21 protein-coding genes are annotated in these 23,095 nt (G+C 67.8%); 9 read left to right on the top strand and 12 right to left on the bottom strand.

From position 1 onward, the window contains the following. Window positions 1-120: 120 nt before the first annotated feature. From EDL96_RS00105 to EDL96_RS00080, 6 genes are all read right to left on the bottom strand, one after another. Window positions 121-1,506 carry an MFS transporter gene (locus tag EDL96_RS00105; RefSeq protein ID WP_123823440.1) on the bottom strand — a complete coding sequence of 462 codons (1,386 nt, stop codon included), beginning with the start codon at window positions 1,504-1,506 and terminating at the stop codon, window positions 121-123. 198 nt (window positions 1,507-1,704) lie between these two features. Beyond that, entirely contained in the window at window positions 1,705-2,517 is an 813-nt protein-coding gene (locus EDL96_RS00100) for an amino acid ABC transporter ATP-binding protein (RefSeq protein WP_407656879.1), read from the bottom strand. Between the two features lie 9 nt (window positions 2,518-2,526). Next, window positions 2,527-3,324 (bottom strand): amino acid ABC transporter permease, encoded by a 798-nt coding sequence (locus EDL96_RS00095; RefSeq protein WP_123823439.1) that lies wholly within the window; start codon window positions 3,322-3,324, stop codon window positions 2,527-2,529. Window positions 3,325-3,440: 116 nt separating this feature from the next. Further along, window positions 3,441-4,229, bottom strand: a complete 789-nt coding sequence (locus EDL96_RS00090) for an ABC transporter substrate-binding protein (protein ID WP_233568566.1) — start codon at window positions 4,227-4,229, stop codon at window positions 3,441-3,443. Then, window positions 4,226-5,005 carry an ABC transporter substrate-binding protein gene (locus EDL96_RS00085; RefSeq protein WP_123823438.1) on the bottom strand — a complete coding sequence of 260 codons (780 nt, stop codon included), beginning with the start codon at window positions 5,003-5,005 and terminating at the stop codon, window positions 4,226-4,228. Before EDL96_RS00085 ends, EDL96_RS00090 begins: the two co-directional genes overlap by 4 nt. Window positions 5,006-5,227: 222 nt before the next feature. Further along, window positions 5,228-6,730, bottom strand: coding sequence for an isochorismate synthase (locus EDL96_RS00080; protein WP_123823437.1), 1,503 nt, complete (start codon window positions 6,728-6,730; stop codon window positions 5,228-5,230). A 134-nt stretch (window positions 6,731-6,864) separates the two neighbouring features. Here EDL96_RS00080 and EDL96_RS00075 point away from each other — a divergent pair, with 134 nt between their 5' ends. From EDL96_RS00075 to EDL96_RS00055, 5 genes are all read left to right on the top strand, one after another. Further along, window positions 6,865-7,596 (top strand): demethylmenaquinone methyltransferase, encoded by a 732-nt coding sequence (locus tag EDL96_RS00075; RefSeq protein ID WP_123823436.1) that lies wholly within the window; start codon window positions 6,865-6,867, stop codon window positions 7,594-7,596. Beyond that, on the top strand, window positions 7,593-8,921 hold the full coding sequence (locus tag EDL96_RS00070; protein ID WP_123823435.1) for an NAD(P)/FAD-dependent oxidoreductase: 1,329 nt from the start codon (window positions 7,593-7,595) through the stop codon (window positions 8,919-8,921). Before EDL96_RS00075 ends, EDL96_RS00070 begins: the two co-directional genes overlap by 4 nt. Then, window positions 8,914-10,002 carry a polyprenyl synthetase family protein gene (locus EDL96_RS00065; protein WP_407656878.1) on the top strand — a complete coding sequence of 363 codons (1,089 nt, stop codon included), beginning with the start codon at window positions 8,914-8,916 and terminating at the stop codon, window positions 10,000-10,002. The genes EDL96_RS00070 and EDL96_RS00065 overlap by 8 nt, the downstream gene beginning before the upstream one ends. A gap of 203 nt (window positions 10,003-10,205) precedes the next feature. Beyond that, complete coding sequence (locus tag EDL96_RS00060; protein ID WP_123823676.1) at window positions 10,206-11,843, top strand: sodium-dependent transporter; 1,638 nt, start codon at window positions 10,206-10,208, stop codon at window positions 11,841-11,843. After that, the gene (locus tag EDL96_RS00055) at window positions 11,840-11,953 is read left to right on the top strand and encodes a methionine/alanine import family NSS transporter small subunit (RefSeq protein WP_123823434.1); all 114 of its coding nucleotides are present in this window, start codon (window positions 11,840-11,842) and stop codon (window positions 11,951-11,953) included. Before EDL96_RS00060 ends, EDL96_RS00055 begins: the two co-directional genes overlap by 4 nt. Before the next feature lie 105 nt (window positions 11,954-12,058). On the opposite strand, the gene rarD is transcribed toward EDL96_RS00055, so the two are convergent. Together rarD and EDL96_RS00045 are read right to left on the bottom strand one after the other, a co-directional pair. After that, window positions 12,059-12,991, bottom strand: coding sequence for an EamA family transporter RarD (gene rarD, locus EDL96_RS00050; protein WP_233568564.1), 933 nt, complete (start codon window positions 12,989-12,991; stop codon window positions 12,059-12,061). A gap of 15 nt (window positions 12,992-13,006) precedes the next feature. Beyond that, window positions 13,007-14,563 (bottom strand): DUF6882 domain-containing protein, encoded by a 1,557-nt coding sequence (locus EDL96_RS00045; protein ID WP_123823433.1) that lies wholly within the window; start codon window positions 14,561-14,563, stop codon window positions 13,007-13,009. A gap of 62 nt (window positions 14,564-14,625) precedes the next feature. Here EDL96_RS00045 and EDL96_RS00040 point away from each other — a divergent pair, with 62 nt between their 5' ends. Beyond that, window positions 14,626-16,230 carry an SseB family protein gene (locus EDL96_RS00040; protein ID WP_158609435.1) on the top strand — a complete coding sequence of 535 codons (1,605 nt, stop codon included), beginning with the start codon at window positions 14,626-14,628 and terminating at the stop codon, window positions 16,228-16,230. An 18-nt stretch (window positions 16,231-16,248) separates the two neighbouring features. Here the strand turns inward: EDL96_RS00040 and EDL96_RS00035 are convergent, their stop codons facing one another. Both EDL96_RS00035 and EDL96_RS00030 read right to left on the bottom strand, forming a co-directional pair. Then, a complete protein-coding gene (locus EDL96_RS00035; RefSeq protein ID WP_123823674.1) occupies window positions 16,249-17,751 on the bottom strand; it encodes a catalase in 1,503 nt (500 codons plus the stop codon). A gap of 55 nt (window positions 17,752-17,806) precedes the next feature. Further along, entirely contained in the window at window positions 17,807-18,286 is a 480-nt protein-coding gene (locus tag EDL96_RS00030) for a Fur family transcriptional regulator (protein WP_199732493.1), read from the bottom strand. Window positions 18,287-18,607: 321 nt separating this feature from the next. Between EDL96_RS00030 and EDL96_RS00025 the strand changes: the two genes are divergently transcribed. Beyond that, a complete protein-coding gene (locus EDL96_RS00025) occupies window positions 18,608-20,842 on the top strand; it encodes a sigma-70 family RNA polymerase sigma factor (protein ID WP_123823430.1) in 2,235 nt (744 codons plus the stop codon). Between the two features lie 7 nt (window positions 20,843-20,849). After that, window positions 20,850-21,743 (top strand): zinc metalloprotease HtpX, encoded by an 894-nt coding sequence (gene htpX, locus EDL96_RS00020; RefSeq protein WP_123823429.1) that lies wholly within the window; start codon window positions 20,850-20,852, stop codon window positions 21,741-21,743. A 21-nt stretch (window positions 21,744-21,764) separates the two neighbouring features. Here the strand turns inward: htpX and EDL96_RS00015 are convergent, their stop codons facing one another. Continuing rightward, window positions 21,765-22,256: a YajQ family cyclic di-GMP-binding protein gene (locus tag EDL96_RS00015; RefSeq protein WP_123823428.1), complete on the bottom strand. Its 492-nt coding sequence runs from the start codon at window positions 22,254-22,256 to the stop codon at window positions 21,765-21,767. A 218-nt stretch (window positions 22,257-22,474) separates the two neighbouring features. On the opposite strand from EDL96_RS00015, the gene EDL96_RS00010 reads away from it, so the two are divergent. After that, window positions 22,475-22,882 carry a hypothetical protein gene (locus EDL96_RS00010; protein ID WP_123823427.1) on the top strand — a complete coding sequence of 136 codons (408 nt, stop codon included), beginning with the start codon at window positions 22,475-22,477 and terminating at the stop codon, window positions 22,880-22,882. Here the strand turns inward: EDL96_RS00010 and EDL96_RS00005 are convergent. Then, a partial coding sequence (locus EDL96_RS00005) for an integrase core domain-containing protein (protein ID WP_148079883.1) occupies window positions 22,879-23,095 on the bottom strand: 217 nt, incomplete at its 5' end. The genes EDL96_RS00010 and EDL96_RS00005 overlap by 4 nt on opposite strands.

Genomic DNA, 23,095 nt, shown 5'->3' with positions numbered 1-23,095 from the left:
GCCCCAGCTTCTGAACGCACACGGTCCGGGGCTGGTTCGTCGACGTCGACGAACCAGCCCCGGACCGTGTGCGAGCGGGCTCGGCTGATTTCAGCTCAGTGACACTCGAAGCAGCGGCGCTCAGGCCACGGGCTGACGTTCCTTGTCCCGGGCCACCTGCTCCTTGGCGCGGGCGTCCGCCTCGCGTTCGATCAGGTAGGTGTTGTGCTTGCGCGGGACCAGGAAGGTGACCACGGCGCCCACCAGCGCCACGGCCGCGAAGGCGTAGAACTGTTCGGTGGCACCCAGCCCCGCCGCCACGAGCCACCCACCGATCAGCGGGCCGAACACGCCGCCGGCCCGGCCGATGGTGGCGCAGGCGGCCACACCGGCACCGCGGGATTCGGAGGTGTAGTAGTTCGACTGGAAGCCGTAGACGAGCACCTGGGTGCCCAGGATGCCGATGCCGGCCACACCGATGAACAGGAACAACAAGCTCAGCGGGAACTGGAACGTCATCAGGACCAGCGAGATGGCAGCCAACGCGAAGGTCGTGGCGATCATGTTCTGCGGCTTGCCGTTGCGGTCCGCCGCGCGGGCGGCAATCAGGCCACCGACCACGGCCGCACCGTTGAGCACGAACGGGAACCAGAGCTTCTGGTCCGCGTAGCCGTAGGACTCCATGATCCGCGGCAGCCAGGTGTTCATGCCGTAGGTCAGCAGGAGCCCGGCGAAGGACATCGTGGCCATCAACAGGGTGGCCAGGCCGAACTCCCGGGTGAACAAGGCCAGGTAACCCGTGCGCTTGGGCACCGTGGTGGCGCGGCGGACGGCCAGTTCGTCCTCGAGCGGGACGCCGGTTTCCCGGGCGATCTCGATGGCGCGTTCTTCCTGACCGCGGGAGAGCAGCCAGCGGGGCGACTCCGGCAACTTCATGGCAGCCAACGGGACCAGGAACAGGATCGGGGTCGCCCCGATCAGGAACAGGCCGCGCCACCCGATCATCTCGCCCAGGGAGATGCCGCACAGGGAGGCGAACATGCCGCCCGCCGGGACACCCGAGTAGACGATGGCGTTGAACAGTCCGCGCTTGTCCTTGGGTGCGAACTCCGCGATGGTCGGGCCGGCCGTGGCGATCACCAGGCCCAGGCCCAGGCCGGTGACGAAACGCATCAGACCGAAGGTGAAGACCGTGCCGGTCAGCGCGGTGACGGCCATGCCGATCGAGAACCAGACGATGCCGATCATCAGCATCTTCTTGCGCCCGAGAATGTCACCGATGAACCCGGAGGCGAAGGAGCCCAGCAGCACGCCGATCAGGGCAAGGGACCCCAGGGTCCCGGCCGTGCTGGGGGTCAGCTGACCGATCTGGGACGGGTCGTTGAGCAGGGTCGGCATCACGGTGCCGTAGACGACGAGGTCAAAGCCGTCGAAGATCAGCGCGAGGCACGCGATCGTCGCGACCCATACCGCGGTTTTCATCTCCAACCGGCGGTCCTCTGTCACGAGGGTATTGATGGTGGACATCTCTGCCAGGTCCTTTCGATCAGCAGGAGGGGTGCTCTCGATCGTGACAGGGATGTGATTCAGCTCATATTGGGGGAACGCCCGGTCATTCGCCAGGGTACGATTAGGCATGAATCACCTATAGGTTGCGGGTGATTCATAGGTTTGGCGGTCTTCTGCGGTGCGGGTTGGGCACACACCACTGGAAGCTGTGCCGGGTCAGCTCTCGGGGTGATCGACGGCGGTCGGGTTCAGCACGCGGGACAGGAAGGTCTTGGTACGTTCGTGCTGCGGCGCGCCGATGACCTCCTGGGCAGGGCCCTCTTCCACCACGACTCCGCCGTCCATGAACGCGACCCGATCGGCCACGTCGCGGGCAAAGCTCATCTCGTGGGTGACCACCAGCATGGTCATGCCCTCCCTGGCCAGATCGCGCATGATCGCCAGGACGTCACCCACGGTCTCCGGGTCCAGGGCGGAGGTCGGCTCGTCGAAGAGCATGAGCTCCGGGTCCATGGACAGGGAACGCGCGATCGCCACGCGCTGCTGCTGTCCACCCGAAAGCTGCCCCGGCGCGTTGTCTGCCTTGTCCGAGAGTCCCACGCGTTCCAGGTTGTGCAGGGCGACCTTCTTGGCCTCTGCATCGGAGCGGCCCAACACCTTGCGCTGGGCAATGGTCAGGTTGCTCAGCACAGACATGTTGGGGAACAGGTTGAACTGTTGGAAGACCATGCCCACGCGGCGGCGCACGGCGTCGATGTCGACATCGGGATCCGTCACCTCGACATCGCCGACCCGGATCACGCCCTTCTGCGGCGTCTCCAAGAGGTTGACACAACGCAGCAGCGTGGACTTGCCGGAACCCGACGGGCCGATCAGGCACACGACCTCGCCGGGGGCGACGTCGAGCGAGATCCCCTTGAGGACGTCCAGCGAGCCATAGGACTTGTGGAGTCCGTCGATCGTGACGGAGGCGGGGTGCGCCTCACCGACCGGCGCGGCCGAGGTGGAGGTGGAAGTCGACTTGATCACGGCTTGCTCCTACTTGCGTGCCGAGCGGGCGTCGGCGCGCTGCTCGAAGTACCGGGCCAGCAGGCCCAACGGAATGGTGATGATCAGGTAGCAGACACCGGCCAGGACCAACGGGGTGAGGCCGGCACCCGTGCCGGAGATCGCCTCTCGACCGAACTTGGTCAGCTCGTACTGGGAAACGGTCATGCCCAGCAGGTAGACCAGCGAGGAGTCCTTGGCCAGCAGGATGACTTCGTTGGTCAGCGGCGGCAGGACGATGCGCAGGGCCTGGGGAATGATGATCGTGAACATCGCGCGGGCGTGGGTCATGCCGAGGGAACGAGCGGCCTCATACTGCCCCTTCGGCACCGCCTGCAGGCCGGCGCGCAGGGACTCGGCGATGTAGGCCGCCGAGACCAACCCGAGGGCCAGCATGACGGTGACCAGGTTGTTGAACCGCACCTGGAAGGCCAGGGGGACACCGAAGCCCAGTGCCAGGAAGACCAACAGGGCCGGGACCCCGCGGAAGAGTTCGATGTAGAGCGTCGCGATCCACCGGTAGGGGGCCACCGAGGACAGGCGCATGAGGGCCAGCAGGATGCCGCCGGACATGCCGGCGGCAAAGCCCAAGGCCGTGTAGATGAGCGTGTTCTTGAGCGCCACCGTGATGATTTCCGGGAACTGCTGGGCCATCACGGACGGGTTGAGGGCGCGCGAGATCAGGGTGTTCCAGTCCGCGATGAACACCAGGGCCACCACGATCACGGCCAGCAGTCCGTACTGGACTCCCCGTGAGATCTGGGCCCTCTTGCGGGCGGTCATAGCCATGTCGGATGGTTTCCTTCTCTTGCGGCTCTTGCCGGCACTTGCTGCTTACGGATGGTGCCCTTGCCAGTGTGGCGTCCACGGCGGCAGATGGGCGTGGACGCCACACGAGGCAGTCATCACTGGTCGTTGACCGGGATCCACTTCTCGGTGATCTCGTCCATGGTCCCGTCCTCCTTGACCCGCTCGATCGTCGAGTTCACGGCCTCGAGCATCGCGGTGTCACCCTTGCGAACGGCCACTCCGAACTGGTCGTCGGCTGGAACCTCCTCGACCACCACGAAGTCCGGGTACTCCTCGGAGTGCTGGGCGATCGGGACCAGGTCGTCCAGCACGGCGTCCACGCCGCCGGATTCGAGGTCCTGGAACATCAGGACGTCCTCGAACTGCACCGAGTTCAGGCCCAGTTCCTTGGCCTTGGAATCCCCGGTGGTCTGCTGCATGACGCCCACGCGGGCCTCGGAGTCGATCGCGTCCTGGACGGATTCGATGTCCGAACCCTTCTTGACCACCAGGCCGAGCTGGTTGTCGAAGTACGGCTCGGAGAAGTCCATGACGGACTTGCGCTCGTCGGTGATCGTCAGGGCCGACGTGACGATGTCGCACTGCTGCGTGTCCAGTGCTGCGCCGGAGACCATGGTCTCGAACGGCAGGGTCACGTTGTGCACCTCGAGGTCGTTGTCCTTGGCGATCTCCGCTGCCAGGTCCATGTCCAGGCCCACCATCTCGCCGTCCTTCTCGGACTCGAACGGGGGGTAGTTGGACTCCGAGCAGACCGTGAGCTGGCCTTCGTTGATGGTCTGCAGTGAGCCGTCCTCGCCATCACCGGTGGTGGAGGTGCAGCCCGTGAGGATCAGCATGCCGGTCGCGGCGGCACCGAGGAACACGCGGGAATTGATCGCGTTCACAGGCCCATCCACTCCTTGCGCATGGTCTCCATCGTGCCGTCCTCGTTGACGCGCTCGATCGTGGAGTTCACGGCGTCGAGCATCTGGGTGTTGTCCGTGCGCACCCCCACACCCAGCTGTTCGCCGTTGGACTGCTGGTCGACGAGCTCCAGGTCGGGGTTGTCGGCGGCACGGGTGCCCAGTACGGAGACATTGCCGACGACGGCGTCCACGCCACCGGTCTCGAGCTTCTGCAGCATGAGTTCGACGTCCTCCTGCTGCTCGAAGTTCAGGTCGTTGCCCTCGGCGTAGGTCTGGCCCGTGGTCGCCTGCTGCACGGCCACGGTGGAGTCGCCGATGTCGTCGAAGGACTTGATGTCCGAATCCTTGGGGACCAAGAGGCCCAGTTCGTCGTCGAAGTACGGCTCGGAGAAGCTCATGGCCGACTTACGGGCGTCCGTGATGGTGATACCGGAGATCGCGACGTCGCACTTGTTGGTGGACAGGTCCGCGCCGGACTCGATGCCCTCGAAACCCGTCTGGATGACCTTCTTCTCCACACCCAGGTCGGCCGCGATCTCGTCGGCGAGATCCATGTCGAAGCCGACGACCTCGCCGTCGCGTTCGAACTCGAACGGCTGGTACGGGGTGTTGGCGCACACGGTCAGGGCGCCTTCCTCGACCAGGGGGACCCCGGACTCGGACTGGGCTTCCCCGGTCGTGGAGGTGCAGCCGGCCAGGACCAGGGCGGTGGCCCCCGCTGCCGCGAACAGGGTGGAGGAGTGGCGGGTTCTCATGGGATACCTCAAGATCGGTGTGGTGTGGGCAAGGGACAGGCCCGGGCCGGGGCGCGCCGGGCGGGAGCGCCTGCCGGAGGGGGTCGTCGCCCGAACGACCTCGGGCGTGGGGCCCGTCGTGGTGGTCAAGCGGTACAACGATCGCGTTAATGGTACGCGCCGTGCCGTTACGCGGATGTCGCGGGGCGACTGTGACTTCCGCGTGACGGCGGTTCTCCCACGTCAGGATCGTGGCGTGACGCCCAAGGCGTTGAGTACCGGGCGCAGTTTGGCTCGAGTCTCGGCCAGTTCCTCCGCGGGAACGGATGCTTCGACGACGCCGCAGCCCGCGTAGACCTGGGCCGTGTCCTCGGTGCGTCGGACCCCTCCGCGCAGGGCGATGCCGAAGTCCCCGTTGTGGCGGGAGTCCAGCCAACCGACGGGTCCCGCGTAGAGGCCCCGGTCCAGACCCTCCAGGCGGGCGATGGCCTCGGCCGCCTCGTGGGTCGGCGTGCCGCACACGGCGGCGGTGGGATGGACGGCTTCCACCAGTTCCAAGGCCGAGGGCACGGTGCCGTCCGGGCCCGGGGTGAGATCGGCCGAGACGTCCGAGGCCAGGTGCCACACGTTGGGCAGCTCCAGCACGAACGGGTCCGTGGAGGATTCCACCTCCTCCGTGTAGGCGGCCACGGAGCCCAGGAGGGAACCGATCGCGAACTCGTGCTCGGCCCTCTGCTTGGGGTCCTCGAAGAGGTTGCGCCGGGCCCACTCCGATCCCGGGATCCCCTCGGGGGCCGAGGCGCGGTCCAGGGTCCCGGCCAGGACACGGGCGTGCAACGTGCCGTCCAGGACGCGGACCAGGCGCTCCGGGGTGGCGCCGAAGAGTGTGTCGGCGTGCCGGTCCTCGTGGTCGGCGATCCGTACGCAGTAGGTCCAGCAGGTGTCGTAGTCGGCGGCCAGACGACGCAGCGCCCGCGTCAGGTCCAACGGCTGCCCGTCACCCTGCACCGTCACGGCGCGGGCCAGGACCAGCTTCTCGAGTTGTCCGTCCCGGATGAGTTGGACACCCTCCTCCACGGAAGCGCACCATGTCCGGGCTGCGGCCTCGTCCTCGACCGCGTGGGGGTTCGAGCCCGAGCGTGAGTCCGGGTCTGAGCCCGGTCCTGAGGTCGTGTCCGCGTCCGGGGCGAGGGCTTCGGGGGCGCCTGCGGGCAGGACCGTCGGGACCAGCCGGTTCCAGGCCTCCGCCACGTCGGCGATGGTCAGCTCGGGCGCCGTGGAGACCAGGGTGACCCAAGCGCCGTCGTGGTCGTGGCCGATCACCAGTTCCGGCAGGACCAGCCCGGAGGCGGCGGTGGACGTGCGCGCGAAGGCGAAGGCCCCGAAAGCCACGGGGCCGGTGGCCGAGCGGGAGAGCGGGTCCACGATGCTCAGACCCGCCGTGAGTTCGTCCCACCACGCGCGAGCGCCGGTGAATCGGTCGTCCCCGGTGACCACCACGTTCGCCGCCCGCCCGAAGCCGATGAGCCCCAGGCCGCCGATGGTCCACACGCTCGCGTCGTCCGCGGTCAACAGTCGTCGGAGGTCAGGGTTGGCCGCGAAGTCGGCGGTGACAGGCGAATCCGGGTGGGCGGCAACCTCGGCGAGGTCGACGGTCAGGCTCGAGCGAAGAGCGGCGGCCGGGGACGCGGTGACCGGGGAACTCGTGGCGTCCTCGGGAGTGGTGAACGGATCGGAAGTGGGCATCCCGGCCAGTGTAGGCCGGGGGGAAGGCGGCTCGATCACGCCTGCCGTCGCGGTCGGCGTCCAGATCAATGCCACATCGGTGCCGCATCGATGCGGCATCAATGCCGCCGTTCGATCAGTGCCACAATGGCAGCGTGAACCGAGCAGACCTGAACAAGCGCAAAGATGCCGTCACCGCCATGTTCGACCAGGTGGCCCCGCGGTACGACCTGACCAACGACGTCCTGTCCCTCGGCCAGACCCGCGGCTGGCGGAAGGCCGTGACGGAGGCGGTGGGGGCCGTTCCCGGCGAATTCGTGCTGGATCTGGCAGCCGGGACGGGCAAGTCCTCCGAGCCGTTCGCGGACGCGGGCGTGAAGGTCGTCGCCGCCGACCTGTCCCTCGGCATGCTGCAGGTCGGACGCTCCCGCCGCCCGGACATCGAGTTCCTACAGGCCGATGCGACCATGCTCCCGTTCGCCGACGACTCCTTCGACGCCGTCACGATCTCCTACGGACTGCGCAACGTGGAGGGGTACCACCGCGCCCTGCACGAGATGTACCGCGTCACCAAGCCCGGCGGCCGCCTGGTCATCGCCGAGTTCTCCACGCCCACCAACAAGGCCTTCCGTAAGGTCTACGCCGAGTACCTGGTCAAGGCCCTTCCCGGCATGGCCAAGAAGGTCTCCTCCAACCCGGAGGCCTACGAGTACCTGGCCGAGTCGATCGAGGCCTGGCCCGACCAGGAGGGCCTGGCCAAGGACATCGCCGCCGCCGGGTGGGAGAACGTCCAGTACCGCAACCTCTCGGGCGGCATCGTGGCCGTGCACCGGGGGATCAAGGGGGAGAACCCCGCCTACGGTGCACCGGAGATCAGGCTGGCGTGAAGGTCCTGATCGCAGGCGGTGGGCCGGCGGGAGCCACCGCTGCCTACTGGCTGGCCTCCCAGGGCATGGAGGTCACCGTCCTGGAGAAGACCGCCTACCCGCGGGAGAAGGTCTGCGGTGACGGGCTGACCCCGCGCGCCGTCCGGGAGATGCAACTCATCGGCCTGCCCCACGGCCCCGAGCTGGGCTACGCCCGCAACCAGGGGCTGCGGATCCGTGCCCGCGGCCGGGCGATCGAACTGCCCTGGCCCGAACTCACCGACTTCCCCTCCTACGGTCTGGTGCGCTCGCGGGCCGGCTTCGACCAGCACCTGGCCGAGCACGCACGCTCCGCGGGGGCCGAGATCCTTGAACACCGCTCCGTCACGGGCGTGCTGCGTGACGACGACGATCGCGTGGTCGGGGCGACCGCGGCCGTCCTGGACGGCGACGGGCGACGCACCGGAGAGATGGAGGAGCACCGTGCGGACCTGGTGCTGGCCTGCGACGGGGTGTCCTCCCGCACCGCCGTGTCGGCCGGACTGCACCGCCGCAAGGATCGCCCCATGGGTGTGGCGGTCCGTGCGTACTACGAGTCCCCCCGCAGTGACCTGGACTGGATGGAGGGCTGGCTGGAACTCACGGACGGGTCGGACCCCCGCGGTGGTCTGTTGCCCGGATACGGATGGGTCTTCGGCGCGGGCGACGGGACCGCGAACGTCGGACTCGGGATCCTGGACACCTCGCCCGCGTTCGGGAAACTGGACTACCGCAAGGTGCTGGCCGACTGGGCGTCGTCCATGCCGCCCGAGTGGACCTTCGATCCCGACCACGTCCGGGGCAAGGTGCTCTCCGCCGCCTTGCCGATGGCCTTCAACCGCACGCCGCACTGGGACCCCGGGATGCTCCTGCTGGGTGACTCGGCCGGCCTGGTCTCGGCCTTCAACGGGGAGGGGATCTCCAACGCGATGGAGTCCGCCCGGTACGCCGCCGAACACGTCGTGGAGGCGGCCGGGGCCAACGGGCCGGCCCAACGCGATGCCGTACTCGCCCGTTACCCACACCGCCTGCGGAACGAGTGGGGTGCGCACTTCACACAGGGGAGGGTTCTGGCGGAGGCCATCGGGCACCCCCGGGTCATGAAAGCGGCCCTGGCCACCGGGATGGCCGTGCCACCGCTGATGCGCTTCGTGGTGCAGACCATGACGGAGCTGACCGATCATCCGCCGCGCACCTGGCAGGATCGGGCCGTCGCCGTCCTGGACGCGCTCACCCCGCCGACCTCCAACATCCGGCCCGCGGCAAAAGAATCCCCCGAAACCAGTAAAGTGGAGAACCGTGACTGATTCCTCCTCCGCCCCCCAACGGCACGACGACGCCCACGCCCCCGCGGGCGAGACCGTCGCCACCGGTGGTGATTCCGCGCTTCCCGCGGGCATGGAGGTCATCGCGGCCGATCCCGAGTTCGGTGCCCAGGTTCTGGCCGCCCTGGACCGGATCGAGACCCGTCTGGCCGAAGAAGTGCGCAGCTCGGACCCCCTCATCGAGGTCACGGCCTCCCACCTGCTCAAAGCGGGAGGGAAGCGCGTGCGGCCGCTGCTCACGGTGCTCGCCGGTGCCATCGGAGGCGGGATCAACGACGACGTGATCGACGCCGCCGTCGTGGTCGAACTGACGCATCTGGCCTCGCTGTACCACGACGACGTCATGGACTCCGCACCCGTGCGCCGCGGGGTGGATGCGGCCCACACCGTATGGGGCAACAACGTCGCGATCCTCACCGGGGACCTGATCTTCGCGCGGGCCTCCGCGCTGGTGGCCACGCTGTCCCAGCGGGCTTACCAGATCCAGGCCAACGCGTTCGAACGCCTGGTCACCGGCCAGTTGCAGGAGACCTCCGGCCCGCCCGAGGGCACCGACGCCCTGGAGCACTACATCCAGGTTCTGGCCGGCAAGACCGGTTCGCTGATCGCAGCGTGCGGGGTCTACGGCTCGACCCTGGCCGGTGCGACCCCCGAGGTCATCGAGGTCCTGGAGAACTACGGTGAGAAGATCGGCGTGGCCTTCCAACTGGCCGACGACGTCATCGACATCACGTCCACGGCAGCTCAGACCGGGAAGACCCCCGGTACCGACCTGCGTGAAGGCGTCCCCACCCTGCCCGTCCTCGTGCTGCGACGCATGGCTGCCGGGGGCGACACCTCCGCCCAGGAAGTGCTCGCACTCGTGGACGGTGACCTGACCGCGGACGAAGATCTCGCCCGTGCGGTCGAGGCATTGGCCGGGCATCCCGCCATCGACGGGGCGTGGGAGGTCGCCGAGTCCTGGGTCAACCATGCGGAAGCCGCCCTGGCGCCTCTGCCGGAATCCACCGCCAAACGCGCCTTGCAGAGCTTCGCGCGCGGCATGGTGCATCGATCCGCATAAGCCCGGGTAGCCTGAACCCTCAAACCGTCCCTCCGGCCACCCTCACCGGACCCGCGGAACCATTCGCAACCACCGCCGGGCCTTTCGCGCCAGGCACCCTCTGAGCACCACGAGGTGGACCCGTGTCCTCAAACACATCCGCACCTCCCGCTGCGCAACAGCGTGAGGTCTTTTCCAATCGAACCGTCTTCATCCTGGCCGCCATGGGCTCCGCCATCGGCCTGGGAAACATCTGGCGTTTCCCGTACGTCGCCTACGAAAACGGCGGCGGGGCCTTCATGATCCCCTACCTGATCGCGCTGCTGACGGCGGGTCTCCCGCTGCTCATGCTCGACTACGCGGTGGGACATCGCTACCGGGCCTCCGCACCGCTGTCCTATCGGCGCCTGCATCCGAAGGCCGAGTTCCTCGGCTGGTGGCAGTTGTGCATCTGTTTCGTGATCGCCGCTTACTACGCGGTGATCATCGCGTGGGCCGGTTCCTACACGATCTTCTCCGTGACCAAGGCCTGGGGGGATGACCCCGAGGGCTTCTTCATGGGCCAGTACCTGCAGGTCGCCGACACCGTCGCCCCGAGCTTCGACTTCGTCCCGCAGGTGCTCCTGGGTCTGGCTCTCGTCTGGGTCATCCTGCTGGTGGTCATGGCCCTGGGTGTGCAGCGCGGCATCGGCCGCTTCAACGTGGTCTTCATCCCGCTGCTGGTGGTCATGTTCGCCGTCATGGTGGTCATGGCGCTGACCCTGGACGGTGCCGGTGCCGGTCTCAACGCCCTGTTCACCCCGGACTGGTCGGCTCTGGGCAACAGTGCGGTGTGGATGGCCGCGTACGGGCAGATCTTCTTCTCCCTGTCCGTGGGCTTCGGCATCATGGTCACCTACGCCTCCTACCTCAAGCGGCGTTCGGACCTGACCAGCACCGCGCTGGTCGTCGGCTTCGCGAACTCCTCCTTCGAGATCCTGGCCGGCATCGGCGTCTTCGCGGCGCTGGGCTTCATGGCCACGGCATCGGGGGCCGAGGTTTCCGAGGTCGTCAGCGGCGGCATCGGCCTGGCCTTCATCGCCTTCCCCACGATCATCTCCGAGGCGCCCATGGGTGCCCTGCTCGGTGTGCTGTTCTTCGGGGCACTGACCTTCGCGGGCTTGACCTCGTTGATCTCGATCGTGGAGGTCATCATCGCGGGCGTCCAGGACAAGCTGGGTCTGGGACGGTTGGCGGGCACCATCGCCGTCGTCGTCCCGTTGGCCGTGGCCTCCTTGCTGCTGTTCCCGACGACGACTGGCCTGAACCTCCTGGACGTCACGGACGCCTTCGTCAACAACTTCGGCATCATGGCCGCGTCCCTGGCTGCGGTGATCACCCTCAGCGCCGGCTTGACAGCGCTCCCGGGCTTGCGCGACCACCTCAACGCCGTGTCGGCCTTCAAGGTCGGCCGCACCTGGATGATCTTCATCGGCGGTGTGGCCGTCGTGGTCCTGGGCTACTCGATCATCGGGCAGATCACCACGGTGCTCTCCGAGGGCTACGGTGGGTTCCCCACCTGGTTCGTGGTGACCTTCGGTTGGGGCATGGCCATCTCCCTGGTGGTGATTTCCCTGATCGTCTCGAAGATCCCGTGGTCCAAGCGTTCCCGTGGGGCCCAGTCTTCGCCCGCACTGGCGGTGCTGGACCCGGGATTGGACCAGAAGTACCTGAGCACCGGGGTGACCCCCACGATCACGAGTTCCGTGGTACGTGACGGGACCCCCTGGCACGACCCGCACGAGCACCGGGAGCGCGCTTCCGAGCCCTGGGTGGAGTCCGACGACGCCCGCACGAACGCAGTCGAGGAGGGAACCCGATGAGCACCGAAGCAATCGTGATGCTGGTCGTGGCCGGGGTCACGGTGTGGGGCGGGTTGATCGCCTCCATCCTGAACCTGCGGCGCCAGCCGGACGAAAGCGGCGACGAGTAGGACCGCACCGGACCACTGATCCGCACCACTCATGACAACGGCTCGGGCCGGGCACCCAACAGGGTGCCCGGCCCGAGCCGTTTCTGTGGACCACCGGGGACGACCTCAGGCGCCCCTCGCCCGCCGTCGTTGCGCACGGCCGCGGCCGTAGGCATCCACGACCAGGAGGACGACGGCGGCCCACACGATCCCGAATCCCAGCCAGCGTTCCAGCGGCATGGCCTCGTGCAGGTACAGCACGGCCAGGAGGAACTGCAGGATCGGTGCGATGTACTGCAGCATCCCCACGGTGCTCAACGGTAGACGGGCGGCCGCCAGTCCGAAGAGCAGCAGGGGCACGACCGTGACCACACCGGAGGCCGCGAGCAACAGCGTGTGCGTGGTCCCGTGGCCCGTCAGCGTCAGCTGGTCGCCACGCGCCAGCCCGGCGATGATCAAAGCGGCCGGAGGCATGATGGCCAGCGTTTCCATGGTCAAGGACACCAGCGCGGGCCAGCTGCCGCGCAGCATCGACTTGGTCAAACCGTAGAGTCCGAAGGAGAACGCGAGTCCGAGGGACAGCCACGGAACCTGACCGTAGAAGACGGACATCACGACCACGGCGGCCAGCCCCAGGCCCACCGCACCCCATTGGAGAGGCCTGAGTTTCTCCCGCAGGACCAGGACCCCCAGGGCGATGGCCACGATGGGATTGATGAAGTAACCCAGGGAGGCTTCCAGCGTGTGGCCCGTGGTGGTCGCGATCGTGTACAGCAGCCAGTTGCACCCGATCAGCACCCCGGACAGGAGGAAGAGCCCCAGCGCCTTCGGTTGGGTGAAGGCCGCCAGGAACCGGCCGAACTGCCCGAAGACGGCCAACAGGACCAGGCAGAGGCCCAGCGCGAAGATCACGCGCAGGGACACGATCTCCCAGGCTCCGGCGGGCACGAGCGCCACGAAGTACAGGGGCAGCAGCCCCCACAGTCCGTAGGCGCTCGCGCCGAAGACCAACCCGCGCCGGTCGTCGCCTCCTGGGCGCACCGGTTCGGGCGTGCTCAAACGGTCACTGCCCGATCACAGCCCGAAGAAGCGGCTGAAAAAGCCCTTCTTGCGCGGCTCGTCCTCCTGCTCGCGGTCCTCGCGGGCGGTCTGGGCGTCAGCGGGCTGATCGTCCGTGGCCCGAGCGTCGTCCGCGGGCTTCGCGGAACCGGGCGCTGCCGGGCTCTGGTCTGCTCCGGTTCCGGCAGTGGCGGGCTCGCGATCTGCCGGGGCCTGCGCAGCGCCCGGCTCCTCAACCGTGCCCCCGGGTCCGATGACCGGTTCGACGGCCTCGTCCTGGACGGGGCGAGCCGTGGCAGGCTCCTCGACGCGCGGCTGCCGCACCTCGGGGCGTTCCGTGTCCCGCGGCTCCGCAGATTCGGTGCGGGCCGCGTACTCCTCCGGGGAAACGACGCCGGGCGAACGGTGGTCCTCGCGGTCCGCCGTTGCGGCCTGCTCGGCGGTCCGTGCATGGTCGCGCCGGGCGTCGTCGTCGGTCTCGGGGGAGAGGGAGGGCACCGTGGTGGTCGTGACCTCGCCGGGGGCGATGTCGCGGCGCGGCTCCTGGTCGTAGGGCAGATCCTCGGAAGCGGTACCCGGTACGGGTGCCTCCAGGTCCTCGCGGGACAGCTCGGCGGGCAGCGGCTCCTGGCCGTCCTGGGTCGGGGCCTGCGTCGCCGTTGCCTCGTCACCCTCGCCGGCTTCCGCAGCGGCCGCGGCCTCCGGGGCCACCGAAACGGACTCGGCGGGGCTGTCAGCGGCTGCCGACGCCTCACGGCGCGTGGCCTCCTCGGCCTCTCGGACCGCGGTGTCCTGAGCCGCCTGCTGTTCGGCGATCTGCTGCGCGTCGGAACGGTCGGCGGCCAGGGCCTCGCGGCGGGTCCGGGCCTCCTGCTCCAGGCGGGCGAGTTCGTCCTCGCCCACGGTGGACTCGGCCGGCTCCACCCCGGAGACCTGGTGGTCCTCGAACCAGAACCGCTGGGCGCCGTCGCGGGTGGAGATCACGCACGTGGCGTCGGTGTCCCACTCGATGTGCATCCCGCGGAGCTTGGCGTAGGAGTCCAATGCCCGGTTGTGGTCAACCGCGGTCCCGGTCTGGAGGGCCTCGGCGATCACGCGCATCATGGTTTCCAGGGAGATCGGTTCGAGCTCGAGCTCGGGGCCCTCCAACAGGAGCCAGGCGGTGACCTGCTTGCCCACGCGGGCCGGGTAGTGCGCCCACACGCCGGTCAGGGACTTTGTGGCCAGTGTCAACTGACGGGCCAGGCCGTCCTGGGTGGGCAGTTCATCGGTGATGAGTTCGTCGACGTCGGCCCGCGCTCCTGATTCGCGGGACTGGACGGCAGCGGCCACGACCTCGGAGGGGAAGTGGCCCAGTTCCTGCCAGGACCACACCCAGGAGCCGCGCTCGGCGGAGTCGGTGCCCAGCAGGTGCGGGGTCAGCACGACGGGCGGATCGGACTGCAGGGTGAAGGACGGAACGGAGAAGTCCACGTCCCACTCGACGCCCTGGCTCAATTCGGCCAGACGGGCCTGATGTTCGGTCGAAATGAAGATCGAGTCGTCGATCAGTTCCTGCAGTGAAGTCGTCATAACCTCCAGGCTAGCAACGGCTGATGGAACCCGTGGACAGCCTGCCGGATAGGCTTGTTCACATGACTCAGCCACAGCAGGAGCCCGGCAAGCGATCCCGCAATCGTGCCGGAGGGCACGCAGCAGATCTGCTGAGCAGTGAGCAGGTCGCCGAAGCCCTCCAGGACGAGCTCCGGTCCGTCGGCAACTGGGTCCTCGAGGTCCTCAACGCCCAGCTGGGGTGGGACCGGATGGACGTCGACCTCAAACCACAGGGCGGGCGTGTGTGGCTGCGCATCACGGAACACCGTGGCGAACACACCCTGCCCGGCACCGTGGGGCCCATCAAACCCGGCAGCCCGATCCTGCGCCGGATCAGTCGGCTCCAGTCCCTGGCCTACCGCCCGGGCCGCGGCACCTGGCTGTCCACGGTGGTCACCGTGACCGCCGAGGGGTGGCCCCGACCGACGTATTCCTTCGCCGCCCAGCACAATTTCGACGAGCGTCCGCCCACCCTCGGAGAGGAAGGCCCGTACGGAATCGAGGAGGGCATCGAACATCTCGAGGCCTTTCCGCGGACCGAGGCGAGGGTTCCCACCTGGCTGTCGGCAATGGCCGGAGACAGCGACCAGGTCATTCCGGTTCTGCCCCCGGGAACCGAGCAGGAGGCCGACCCCGACGGCACGGTCAACCCGCGGCTGCGGGAGGCCGTGGCCGAGTTCGCTGCTGCGCCCTCCGAAGAAGGGCTCATCGAGGTGCTCCGGCAGTGCACCGCCGGGGACCTCCTGGTGGATGCCACGGGATCGGACCTCGTCCGTGGGCCCAACCAGCAGATCACGGGAGATTCCGTGATCCGGTTGCAGAGCTTCGCGGAGGCCGACGGCACACGGTCCCTGGCGGCCTACACGGCCCAGCGCGAGGCGCGCAACATGTTCGACCGCTCCGGCCAGGAGGGCGACCCCGTGTTCCTGCGGCAGCGGGCCACGGCGATCCTGGAGCTGGTGGGTGCGGACCGACAGTACGACCACCTCATCATCGACGCGGGAGCCGCGTCCTGCCGGATCCCCCGCGAGCAGATCGACTGGCTCCTGTCCTCACCCCGCAACGACGTCGCCAAGAACGGGCTGGCCATCGGCAGCGTGCCGCAGGTGCTCTCCGGAATGGTCGGACCCAACAGCGTGCTGCTCCTGGGTGTGCGTCCCGTGACCGGCAACGGGGACCGGGCGGCTGATGGTTCCGCAAACGAACCCGAAGGTGCGGCTCCGGCGGCAGCCACGACCTCCGACGTCGAACCCGTGTGGGCGAAACCGGAGGAAGGACAGGTGGCCGACACCCTGCTGCTGTTCACCTCGGCCGCCGAAGTCGCTGCGCTGGACCCCGGCCTTGCGATTCGTTCCGCCCCGGCCCGCGACGTCCTGCGCTACGCACTGGGCACGGGTGCCCGCCAGGTCTGTCTGAACGCGCGGCCACCGGTCGCCTCGTTCAGCAGCGAGGACATCCGGGACGTGCTGGAATCCGTGGAGCGTTCGTCCGCGCAGAACGTCGAGGACGGCGTGCCGCTGCCGCCCATGGCCGGCGGCCTGGACGTGGACACCGATCCCGGGATGCTGAGCAGCGACCCGGGCCTGCTCGATGCAGACCCGGGTCAGCCCGAGGTCGATCCCGGTTCGGGGTTCCCGCGCGGTTGACCGAGCGGGTGTCGGCCGTCAGCCCTGGCTTTCCGCCCACTTCTGGCGGACCCGGGAACCCAGCTCCGGGTTGATGTTCTCCCAGTACTGGAACGCGCGTTCGCGGATCCCGTCGTCGGTCACGTCGCCGATGTGCCCGGCCACGTTGTTGACCAGCATGTCCTGCTGCTCGGCGGACATGACCTCGGAGTAGAGCTCGGAGGCCTGACGTTTCTCGTCGTCCTCGGGCCCGCGTACGGTGGCTGCGGCACGGACCATCTCACCGTCGGACTGCCAGTACATGTCCTCGTTGGCCCGCGCCGGGTCGGCGTGCGGCCCGCCCTTGGAGTTCTCGGCGTACACCGGGACCGCCGGGGACTTGAACGTGTAGCGCATGGGCCCGTCGTGCGAGTAGGAGTTCTGCTCGGCGAAGTGCGGATAGTTGACCGGAAGATCCGCGAAGTTCGCCCCGATGCGGTGGCGGTGGGTGTCCGGGTAGGAAAACACACGCGTCATGAGCATCTTGTCCGGGGAGATCGCCACCCCCGGGACCGTGTTCCCCGGGGAGAAGGCCGCCTGCTCGATCTGGGCGAAGAAGTTCAACGGGTTCTGGTTCAGCGTGAACCTACCCACCTTGATGCGCGGGTAATCCTTCTTGGAGATCGTCTTGGTGACGTCGAACGGGTTGACCTTGTACGTCTTTCCGTCTTCGTACGGCATGACCTGGACGTAGACGTCCCAGGACGGGAACTCTCCGCGTTCGATCGCGTCGTACAGGTCCCGGCGGTGGGCATCGGCGTCCTGACCGGCCAGTTGGTCGGCCTCCTCCTGCGTCAGACCCTCCACGCCCTGGTTGGAGACGAAGTGGTACTTGACCCAGAACCGCTCGCCCTGGGCGTTGATCCACTGGTAGGTGTGTGAACCGTACCCGTTCATGTGGCGCCAGTTCTTGGGAATACCGCGGTCACCCATGAGGTAGGTGACCTGGTGGGAGGACTCCGGGTGATGGGTCCAGAAGTCCCACTGCATGTTGTGGTCACGCAGGCCGGAACCGGGCAGGCGCTTCTGGGAGTGGATGAAGTCCGGGAACTTGATCCCGTCGCGGACGAAGAAGATCGGGGTGTTGTTCCCGACGATGTCCAGGTTTCCTTCGGTCGTGTAGAACTTCAGGGCGAAACCGCGGGGATCGCGCCAGGTATCAGGGGACCCCTGTTCGCCGGCCACCGTTGAGAAGCGGGCGAGCATGGGGGTCTTGGTCCCGGGCTGGAACACGGCGGCGCGGGTGTACTGCGAGACGTCCTCGGTGATCTCGAGTTCGCCGAACGCCCCGCCGCCCTTCGCGTGGACCACGCGCTCGGGCACACGTTCGCGGTCGAAGGCCGCAAGCTTCTCCACCACGTAGGTGTCGGTCAGGGAGATGACCCCGTCGGGGCCGCCCACCGTGAGCGAATGGTTGTCCGACGGGACGGCCCGTCCCTGTTGGTCCGTGGTGAAGGTCCCGGTGGGGCGCTCGCCGATGTTGCGAACGTCCTGCCCTGACATCTCTGGCTGTTCGGACTTTCCTGACATCTCTGACATGTTCGTCCTCCTCATGAATTCACGGTTGTGGTTCGGCTGCGGCGGTGGCTTGGCACCGCTCGCACAGGCCTCGGTAAAGGACCTCGGCGGACAGCAACGTCATCCCGTGGTCCTGGGAAGGAACCAGGCACGGAGCGGCACCCACCGAGCAGTCGACGTCCTCCACCCGGCCGCACCGTATGCAGTACGCGTGATGGTGGTTGTCGCCCGTGCGGGTTTCGTACAGTGCCGGGCCGGCCGGTGGTTCGAATTTCCGCACCAGGTCCAGCTCGGTGAGGTCCGACAGGACCACGTACACCGACTGGGGTGTGATCGACGGCAGGTCTTCGCGCACCCACCGCGTGATCTCGTCTGCGGACGAGTGTGGATGGCGATCGGTGGCGCCCAGGACGGCAAGCCGTTGTTTGGTCACCCGACGACCGTGTCCGCGCAACTGCAATGCCCACTCGTCGGCGGCCAGGAGCGGGCGTGGCCTCGTCCCGCCCGCTGTGCCTGCCATTACCGTCGTGGATCGCTGCATGTGATTCACGCTAACCAAAGATCTGAGTAGTTCACAACAACCCGCCCCGAGACTTTCACCGGTGTCCCCTGAGTGTCGTCTGTACTAATCAGACGGCTCTTGGCCTGCGGTACCCCGGCGCGTAGAATTTTCGGGATTGCGTGCCACACCTGAGTAGACGCAACTCCCACACGTGAATGCCGACCATCGTCGGCGAACCACCTCGCTGCCGCTGATGTTCGTGCGACCCACCAACACCTCACCAGTCGGCCGACGGCCAGTAGGAGGCCAACCATCGTCCCGCAGCACTCGAACGATCCTGTGACCGGCCGCCCCGGTCCCGAGCAGGACACGGACCTCGCCGACGAACTCCTCGACGGTGGGGCACAGGGCGTACCCGATGTCGACGGCACGGGGGAGCAGGCTCCTGCGGCAGACGGTCCGCTCGAGGACGAGGAACTGCTGGATGCAGTGCGCGCCGGTGACGAGACCTCCTACGGCGTGCTCTACCAGCGCCACCGTTCCACTGCTCTCAATGTCGCCCGCATGCACACCCGCAACGTGCAGGACGCCGAGGACCTGGTCTCCGAGGCCTTCACCAGAGTTCTGTCCGTCATCCGCAAGGGCGGGGGCCCGCAGAAGTTCCTGCGCAGCTACCTGGTGACCACCATCGGCCGCCTGGCCGTTGACCACGGGGTCGCCTCGACACGCGTGCAGCCGGTCGGTGAGCACAGCGAACTCGACGGTGCAGAGGAATTCGACGACGTCGTGGTCCGGCAGTGCGACGCCGTCGCCGTCGCCGGTGCGTACGCCTCGTTGCCGGAACGCTGGCAGGCCGTGCTGTGGCACGCCGAGGTCGAGGGTATGAAACCGCAGGCGATTGCCGAGGTCCTGGGCATGACACCGAATGCGGTGTCGGCGCTGAACAAGCGGGCAAGGGGAGGCCTCCAGGCCGCCTATCTGCAGGCGCAGGTGTCCTCGGCCGCCACGAGCCAGTGCCCGGAGATCGCCGCAGACCTCGGTGCCTTCGCCCGGGGGAGCCTCGGGTCTCGGGCGCGACGGGAGGTGCAGCAGCACCTGGACTCCTGCCCGCGGTGCACGGCCGAGTACCTGCAACTGCAGGAGACCGGCGTGGGAATGCGGACCTGGCTGCTCCCCGCGCTGGCGGCACTGCCCCTGTGGGGCACCGAATCCAAGGTCCTGGCCGCGCTCATGGTCTCGGGCGGTGGCACGGGAGCCGCTGCGGTCGCATCCGGGGTGGCCCAAGGAACGCAGAACGCCGCCGGGACAACCGGCTCCACGGGCGGGGTGGCGATCGACCCGACGACCACCGCCGCGGCAGCCGATTCGTCGCACGGACCTTCCCTCTTCGAGGGTGTCGTCGACGACCCGCCACCCTCGGCCGACCAGGCGTCGGGCGACGCCTCCTCGGCCGGGTCCGGTGCCAACGCGGGAACTGTCACGGGCGTCGTTGGAGCCGGAGTCGGACTCAAGGTCGTTGTGGGTGCGGTGGCGGCCTCCGCCGTCGTCGCGCTGGTCGGTGTCGGGTTCAACACGCTCGTGAGGGACGACGGGACCAACGGTTCCACCACACTCGGTGGACTTCCGTTCCCGGCCCATGACGGACCGGCAGAGGCCACGGAGGCGGCTGAGACCGCCGGAGCCACCTCGTCGGACAGCGCGGATCGCGCCTCGAGCACGCCCACGGACGACTCCGAGAGTTCGGAGACCGTGCGCGTCGGCCTGGAGCGCAGCAACGAGCTGTCCGGGCCCACCGCGCGTTCGACCGAAGCTTCAGAGGCCACAGGACCGTCTGTCGGCATGAGTGCATTCCGCAACGTCCCCGCTGACCCCCCACTCGCTCGGAGCCCGGAGAGCCAGGCGGCCGCCCCCGCGCAGAACGATTCGGGTGCGACCGCCAACGGTGTGCTGCCGCGTTCGGCCGACCAACAAGACCCCGCGACGGTCCGGGTGCCGGAGGCACCCCGCCAGCAGGCGCCCGAGGGCTCGGGGACCACACCGGGGACGGGGCACGCCGGCGCTCTCGTGCCGCCCGTCGTGGACGACACCCCTGAGACAGCGCCGACCGCGCCAACCCCGAACCAGTCCGAAGAAGTGCCGGCTGAGCCCGCAGAGCCGACTTCCACGGAACCGGCACCCACGGACCCCGGAACGGGGGAGGGCGACGGTGTTCGGCAGACCTCGGATCCTGCAGGTGTCCCGACTGACGGGGGCGACTCGACGCGAGTCGACACCCCGGAGACCCACCTGCCCACCGACGAGCCCGGGCCGCAGACCCAGGATCCGACGCAGACGACTGGACCCGCTCCCACGACGGAGCCCTCCCCGAGTCCGTTGCCGACCACCGACGCCTCCGAGCCGACGGACGGGTCCACGGATTCGTCGGGTACGGACACATCCGGCACGGACACGTCCACCCGCGACACCACCGGTGGGGATTCCACCGACCCGACCAGTGACCCGACCAGCGGTTCGGATACCGGCGGGTACTGGGTCCTCACCCCGGACGGTTGGGTGCTGATTGGCTGGAGGTGAGTGCTGAATGCACCGGCATTTCAATGGTCTGAAAACCGTCACCCTGCTTGGTGGCATGTGGTTGTTGCTCCTGGCCATCGGGTACGGCGTGGCCGTGGCGGCCAACAACTCGGTGTTCATCGGGGTGTTCGCCCTGATCGGGCTGGGTACGACGGCGTACAGCTACTGGAACAGCGACAAGATCGCGCTCGCGTCCATGCGTGCCGTCCCTGTGTCCGAACAGCAGGCGCCCGGCCTGTACCGGACCGTTCGGGAACTCTCCCAGCAAGCGGGTCAGCCGATGCCACGGCTCTACGTGTCGCCCACCATGAGCCCGAATGCGTTTGCCACGGGTCGGAATCCGCAGAATGCCGCAGTGTGCTGTACGGAAGGGATCCTGCAGTTGCTCGAGGAGCGTGAACTGCGGGGCGTGCTCGGCCACGAACTCATGCACGTCTACAACCGGGACATCCTGACGTCCTCGGTGGCCGCGGCCGTGGCCGGCATCATCACTTCGGCCGCCCAGATGCTGCAGTTCGCCGCGATCTTCGGTGGCCGTGGTGGCGGGGACAACCGCGGAAACTCCCTGGCGGGACTGGCCATTGCGCTGCTGGCCCCCATGGCCGCCACGGTTATTCAGCTGGCCATTTCACGGACCCGCGAGTACGACGCAGACGAGGACGGCGCCCAACTCACTGGTGACCCGTTGGCGTTGGCCAATGCGCTCCAGAAGATCGAGAACGGCGTCAGCGCCCAACCGTTGGACCCGAACGACCAGCGGGTGGTCAACACGTCCTCCATGATGATCGCCAACCCGTTCTCCGGGCGCGGAATGGCGAATTTGTTCCGCACGCACCCGCCGACTGCGGACCGGATCGCCCGGCTGCAGAACATGGCCGGCGGCGGGGACGCCCGGCCCTGAACCGGCCGGGCCCGGGAACGGTCAGCGGAAGTTGACGAACTGCAGGTCGACCTCCACGTCGGCAGACTTGAGCATGGAGATCGTGTCCTGAAGGTCGTCCCGGGACTTGGAGGAGACGCGCAGCTCATCACCCTGGATGGTTGCCTTGACGGACTTGGGTCCTTCGTCCCGGATGAGCTTGGTGATCTTCTTGGCCTGGTCCTGCGCAATGCCCTCCTTGATGGAGGACTCGATCCGGAACTCCTTGCCGGAGGCGTACGGGTCGCCCGCGTCCAGTGACTTCAGGGAGATGCCACGCTTGACGAGCTTGGACTGGAAGACGTCGAGGACGGCCAAAGCGCGCTCTTCCGAGTTGGCCTTGATCAGGATCTTCTCGCCGGAGTAATCGATGTCCGCACCAACGCCACGGAAGTCGTAGCGCTGGGCAATCTCCTTCTGGGCCTGGTTCAGGGCGTTGGAGACCTCCTGCTTGTCCACCTTGCTGACAACGTCGAACGTCGAATCGCTGGCCACTGGGTACTCCTTTCTCGTCATTCGGGTCTGCTCGTCACGGCCGGATGAGCCGGAGAGAGGAGCACACCGCGCGGGTTCGTAACGGACGGTCATGGTGGGTGCCGGCGCCCGACTCCCATGAGCGGTCATCCGCGTGTTCATTCGCCAGTCTAGAGGTGTGACCGATTTGTGATGCGAACGGCAGGATTCACACAGACGAAGCGGGCAAACTGCAGGGTATGAGCACATCGTCGTCGAAGAGTTCGTCGTCGGAACCCCGTCCTGCCCCTGTGCCCCGGAATGCGCGGAGATCGCGGATCTCCGCCGGAGTTTCCCAACTTAACCGCCAGGCCACCCGCACCGGCAAGGCCGCCGCCGGCACCGTACTGGCTGCTGCCCTCATGTCCGGGGTCGGAGCCACCCCCGCCGTCGCGGTGGAAAACGCGGTGCGACCGCCGGCGGCCAGCCCCGACCAGGATGCGCCCTGGGCGGAGCCCACAGCGCCGCAGGCCCAGGAACCCTCCGTGACCGCACGCCTGGCGGGGGTTGCGGAGGAACTCGATCTGGCGGTAACCCGCGGTGAGATCACGATCGACCAGGCGCTCGGGTTCTTCGCGCAGATTCAGTCGCGAGCATTCGCGGCCTAGATGTACTTCCCCGTGACGTTGTGAACGCGTTGTGAGGGTGTTTGGCCGCCGATGCCGGTGTGGGGTCTGTGGTGATTGTAGTGATGGAGCCACCGCGTGTAGGCGGCTTCTCGTTCGGCCTCACTGGTGTAGGGCTGCGCGTAGGCCCATTCAGCGGCCAGCGTCCGGTTGAACCGCTCAACCTTGCCGTTGGTCTGCGGCCTGTAGGGTTTC

The sequence above is a fragment of the Kocuria soli genome, assembly GCF_003797835.1.
Taxonomy (GTDB): domain Bacteria; phylum Actinomycetota; class Actinomycetes; order Actinomycetales; family Micrococcaceae; genus Kocuria; species Kocuria soli.
Note: the sequence above shows the minus strand (reverse complement) of the source record. Positions and strands in the feature narration are given on the sequence as shown.

What these genes read in the sequence shown, in the direction of transcription:
- EDL96_RS00105 (WP_123823440.1), bottom strand. Translation starts at nt 1,506, where the DNA reads ATGTCCACCATCAATACCCTCGTGACAGAGGACCGCCGGTTGGAGATG.
- EDL96_RS00095 (WP_123823439.1), bottom strand. Translation starts at nt 3,324, where the DNA reads ATGGCTATGACCGCCCGCAAGAGGGCCCAGATCTCACGGGGAGTCCAG.
- EDL96_RS00085 (WP_123823438.1), bottom strand. Translation starts at nt 5,005, where the DNA reads ATGAGAACCCGCCACTCCTCCACCCTGTTCGCGGCAGCGGGGGCCACC.
- EDL96_RS00080 (WP_123823437.1), bottom strand. Translation starts at nt 6,730, where the DNA reads ATGCCCACTTCCGATCCGTTCACCACTCCCGAGGACGCCACGAGTTCC.
- EDL96_RS00060 (WP_123823676.1), top strand. Translation starts at nt 10,206, where the DNA reads ATGGGCTCCGCCATCGGCCTGGGAAACATCTGGCGTTTCCCGTACGTC.
- EDL96_RS00055 (WP_123823434.1), top strand. Translation starts at nt 11,840, where the DNA reads ATGAGCACCGAAGCAATCGTGATGCTGGTCGTGGCCGGGGTCACGGTG.
- EDL96_RS00045 (WP_123823433.1), bottom strand. Translation starts at nt 14,563, where the DNA reads ATGACGACTTCACTGCAGGAACTGATCGACGACTCGATCTTCATTTCG.
- EDL96_RS00040 (WP_158609435.1), top strand. Translation starts at nt 14,626, where the DNA reads ATGACTCAGCCACAGCAGGAGCCCGGCAAGCGATCCCGCAATCGTGCC.
- EDL96_RS00035 (WP_123823674.1), bottom strand. Translation starts at nt 17,751, where the DNA reads ATGTCAGGGCAGGACGTTCGCAACATCGGCGAGCGCCCCACCGGGACC.
- EDL96_RS00030 (WP_199732493.1), bottom strand. Translation starts at nt 18,286, where the DNA reads ATGGCAGGCACAGCGGGCGGGACGAGGCCACGCCCGCTCCTGGCCGCC.
- htpX (WP_123823429.1), top strand. Translation starts at nt 20,850, where the DNA reads ATGCACCGGCATTTCAATGGTCTGAAAACCGTCACCCTGCTTGGTGGC.
- EDL96_RS00010 (WP_123823427.1), top strand. Translation starts at nt 22,475, where the DNA reads ATGAGCACATCGTCGTCGAAGAGTTCGTCGTCGGAACCCCGTCCTGCC.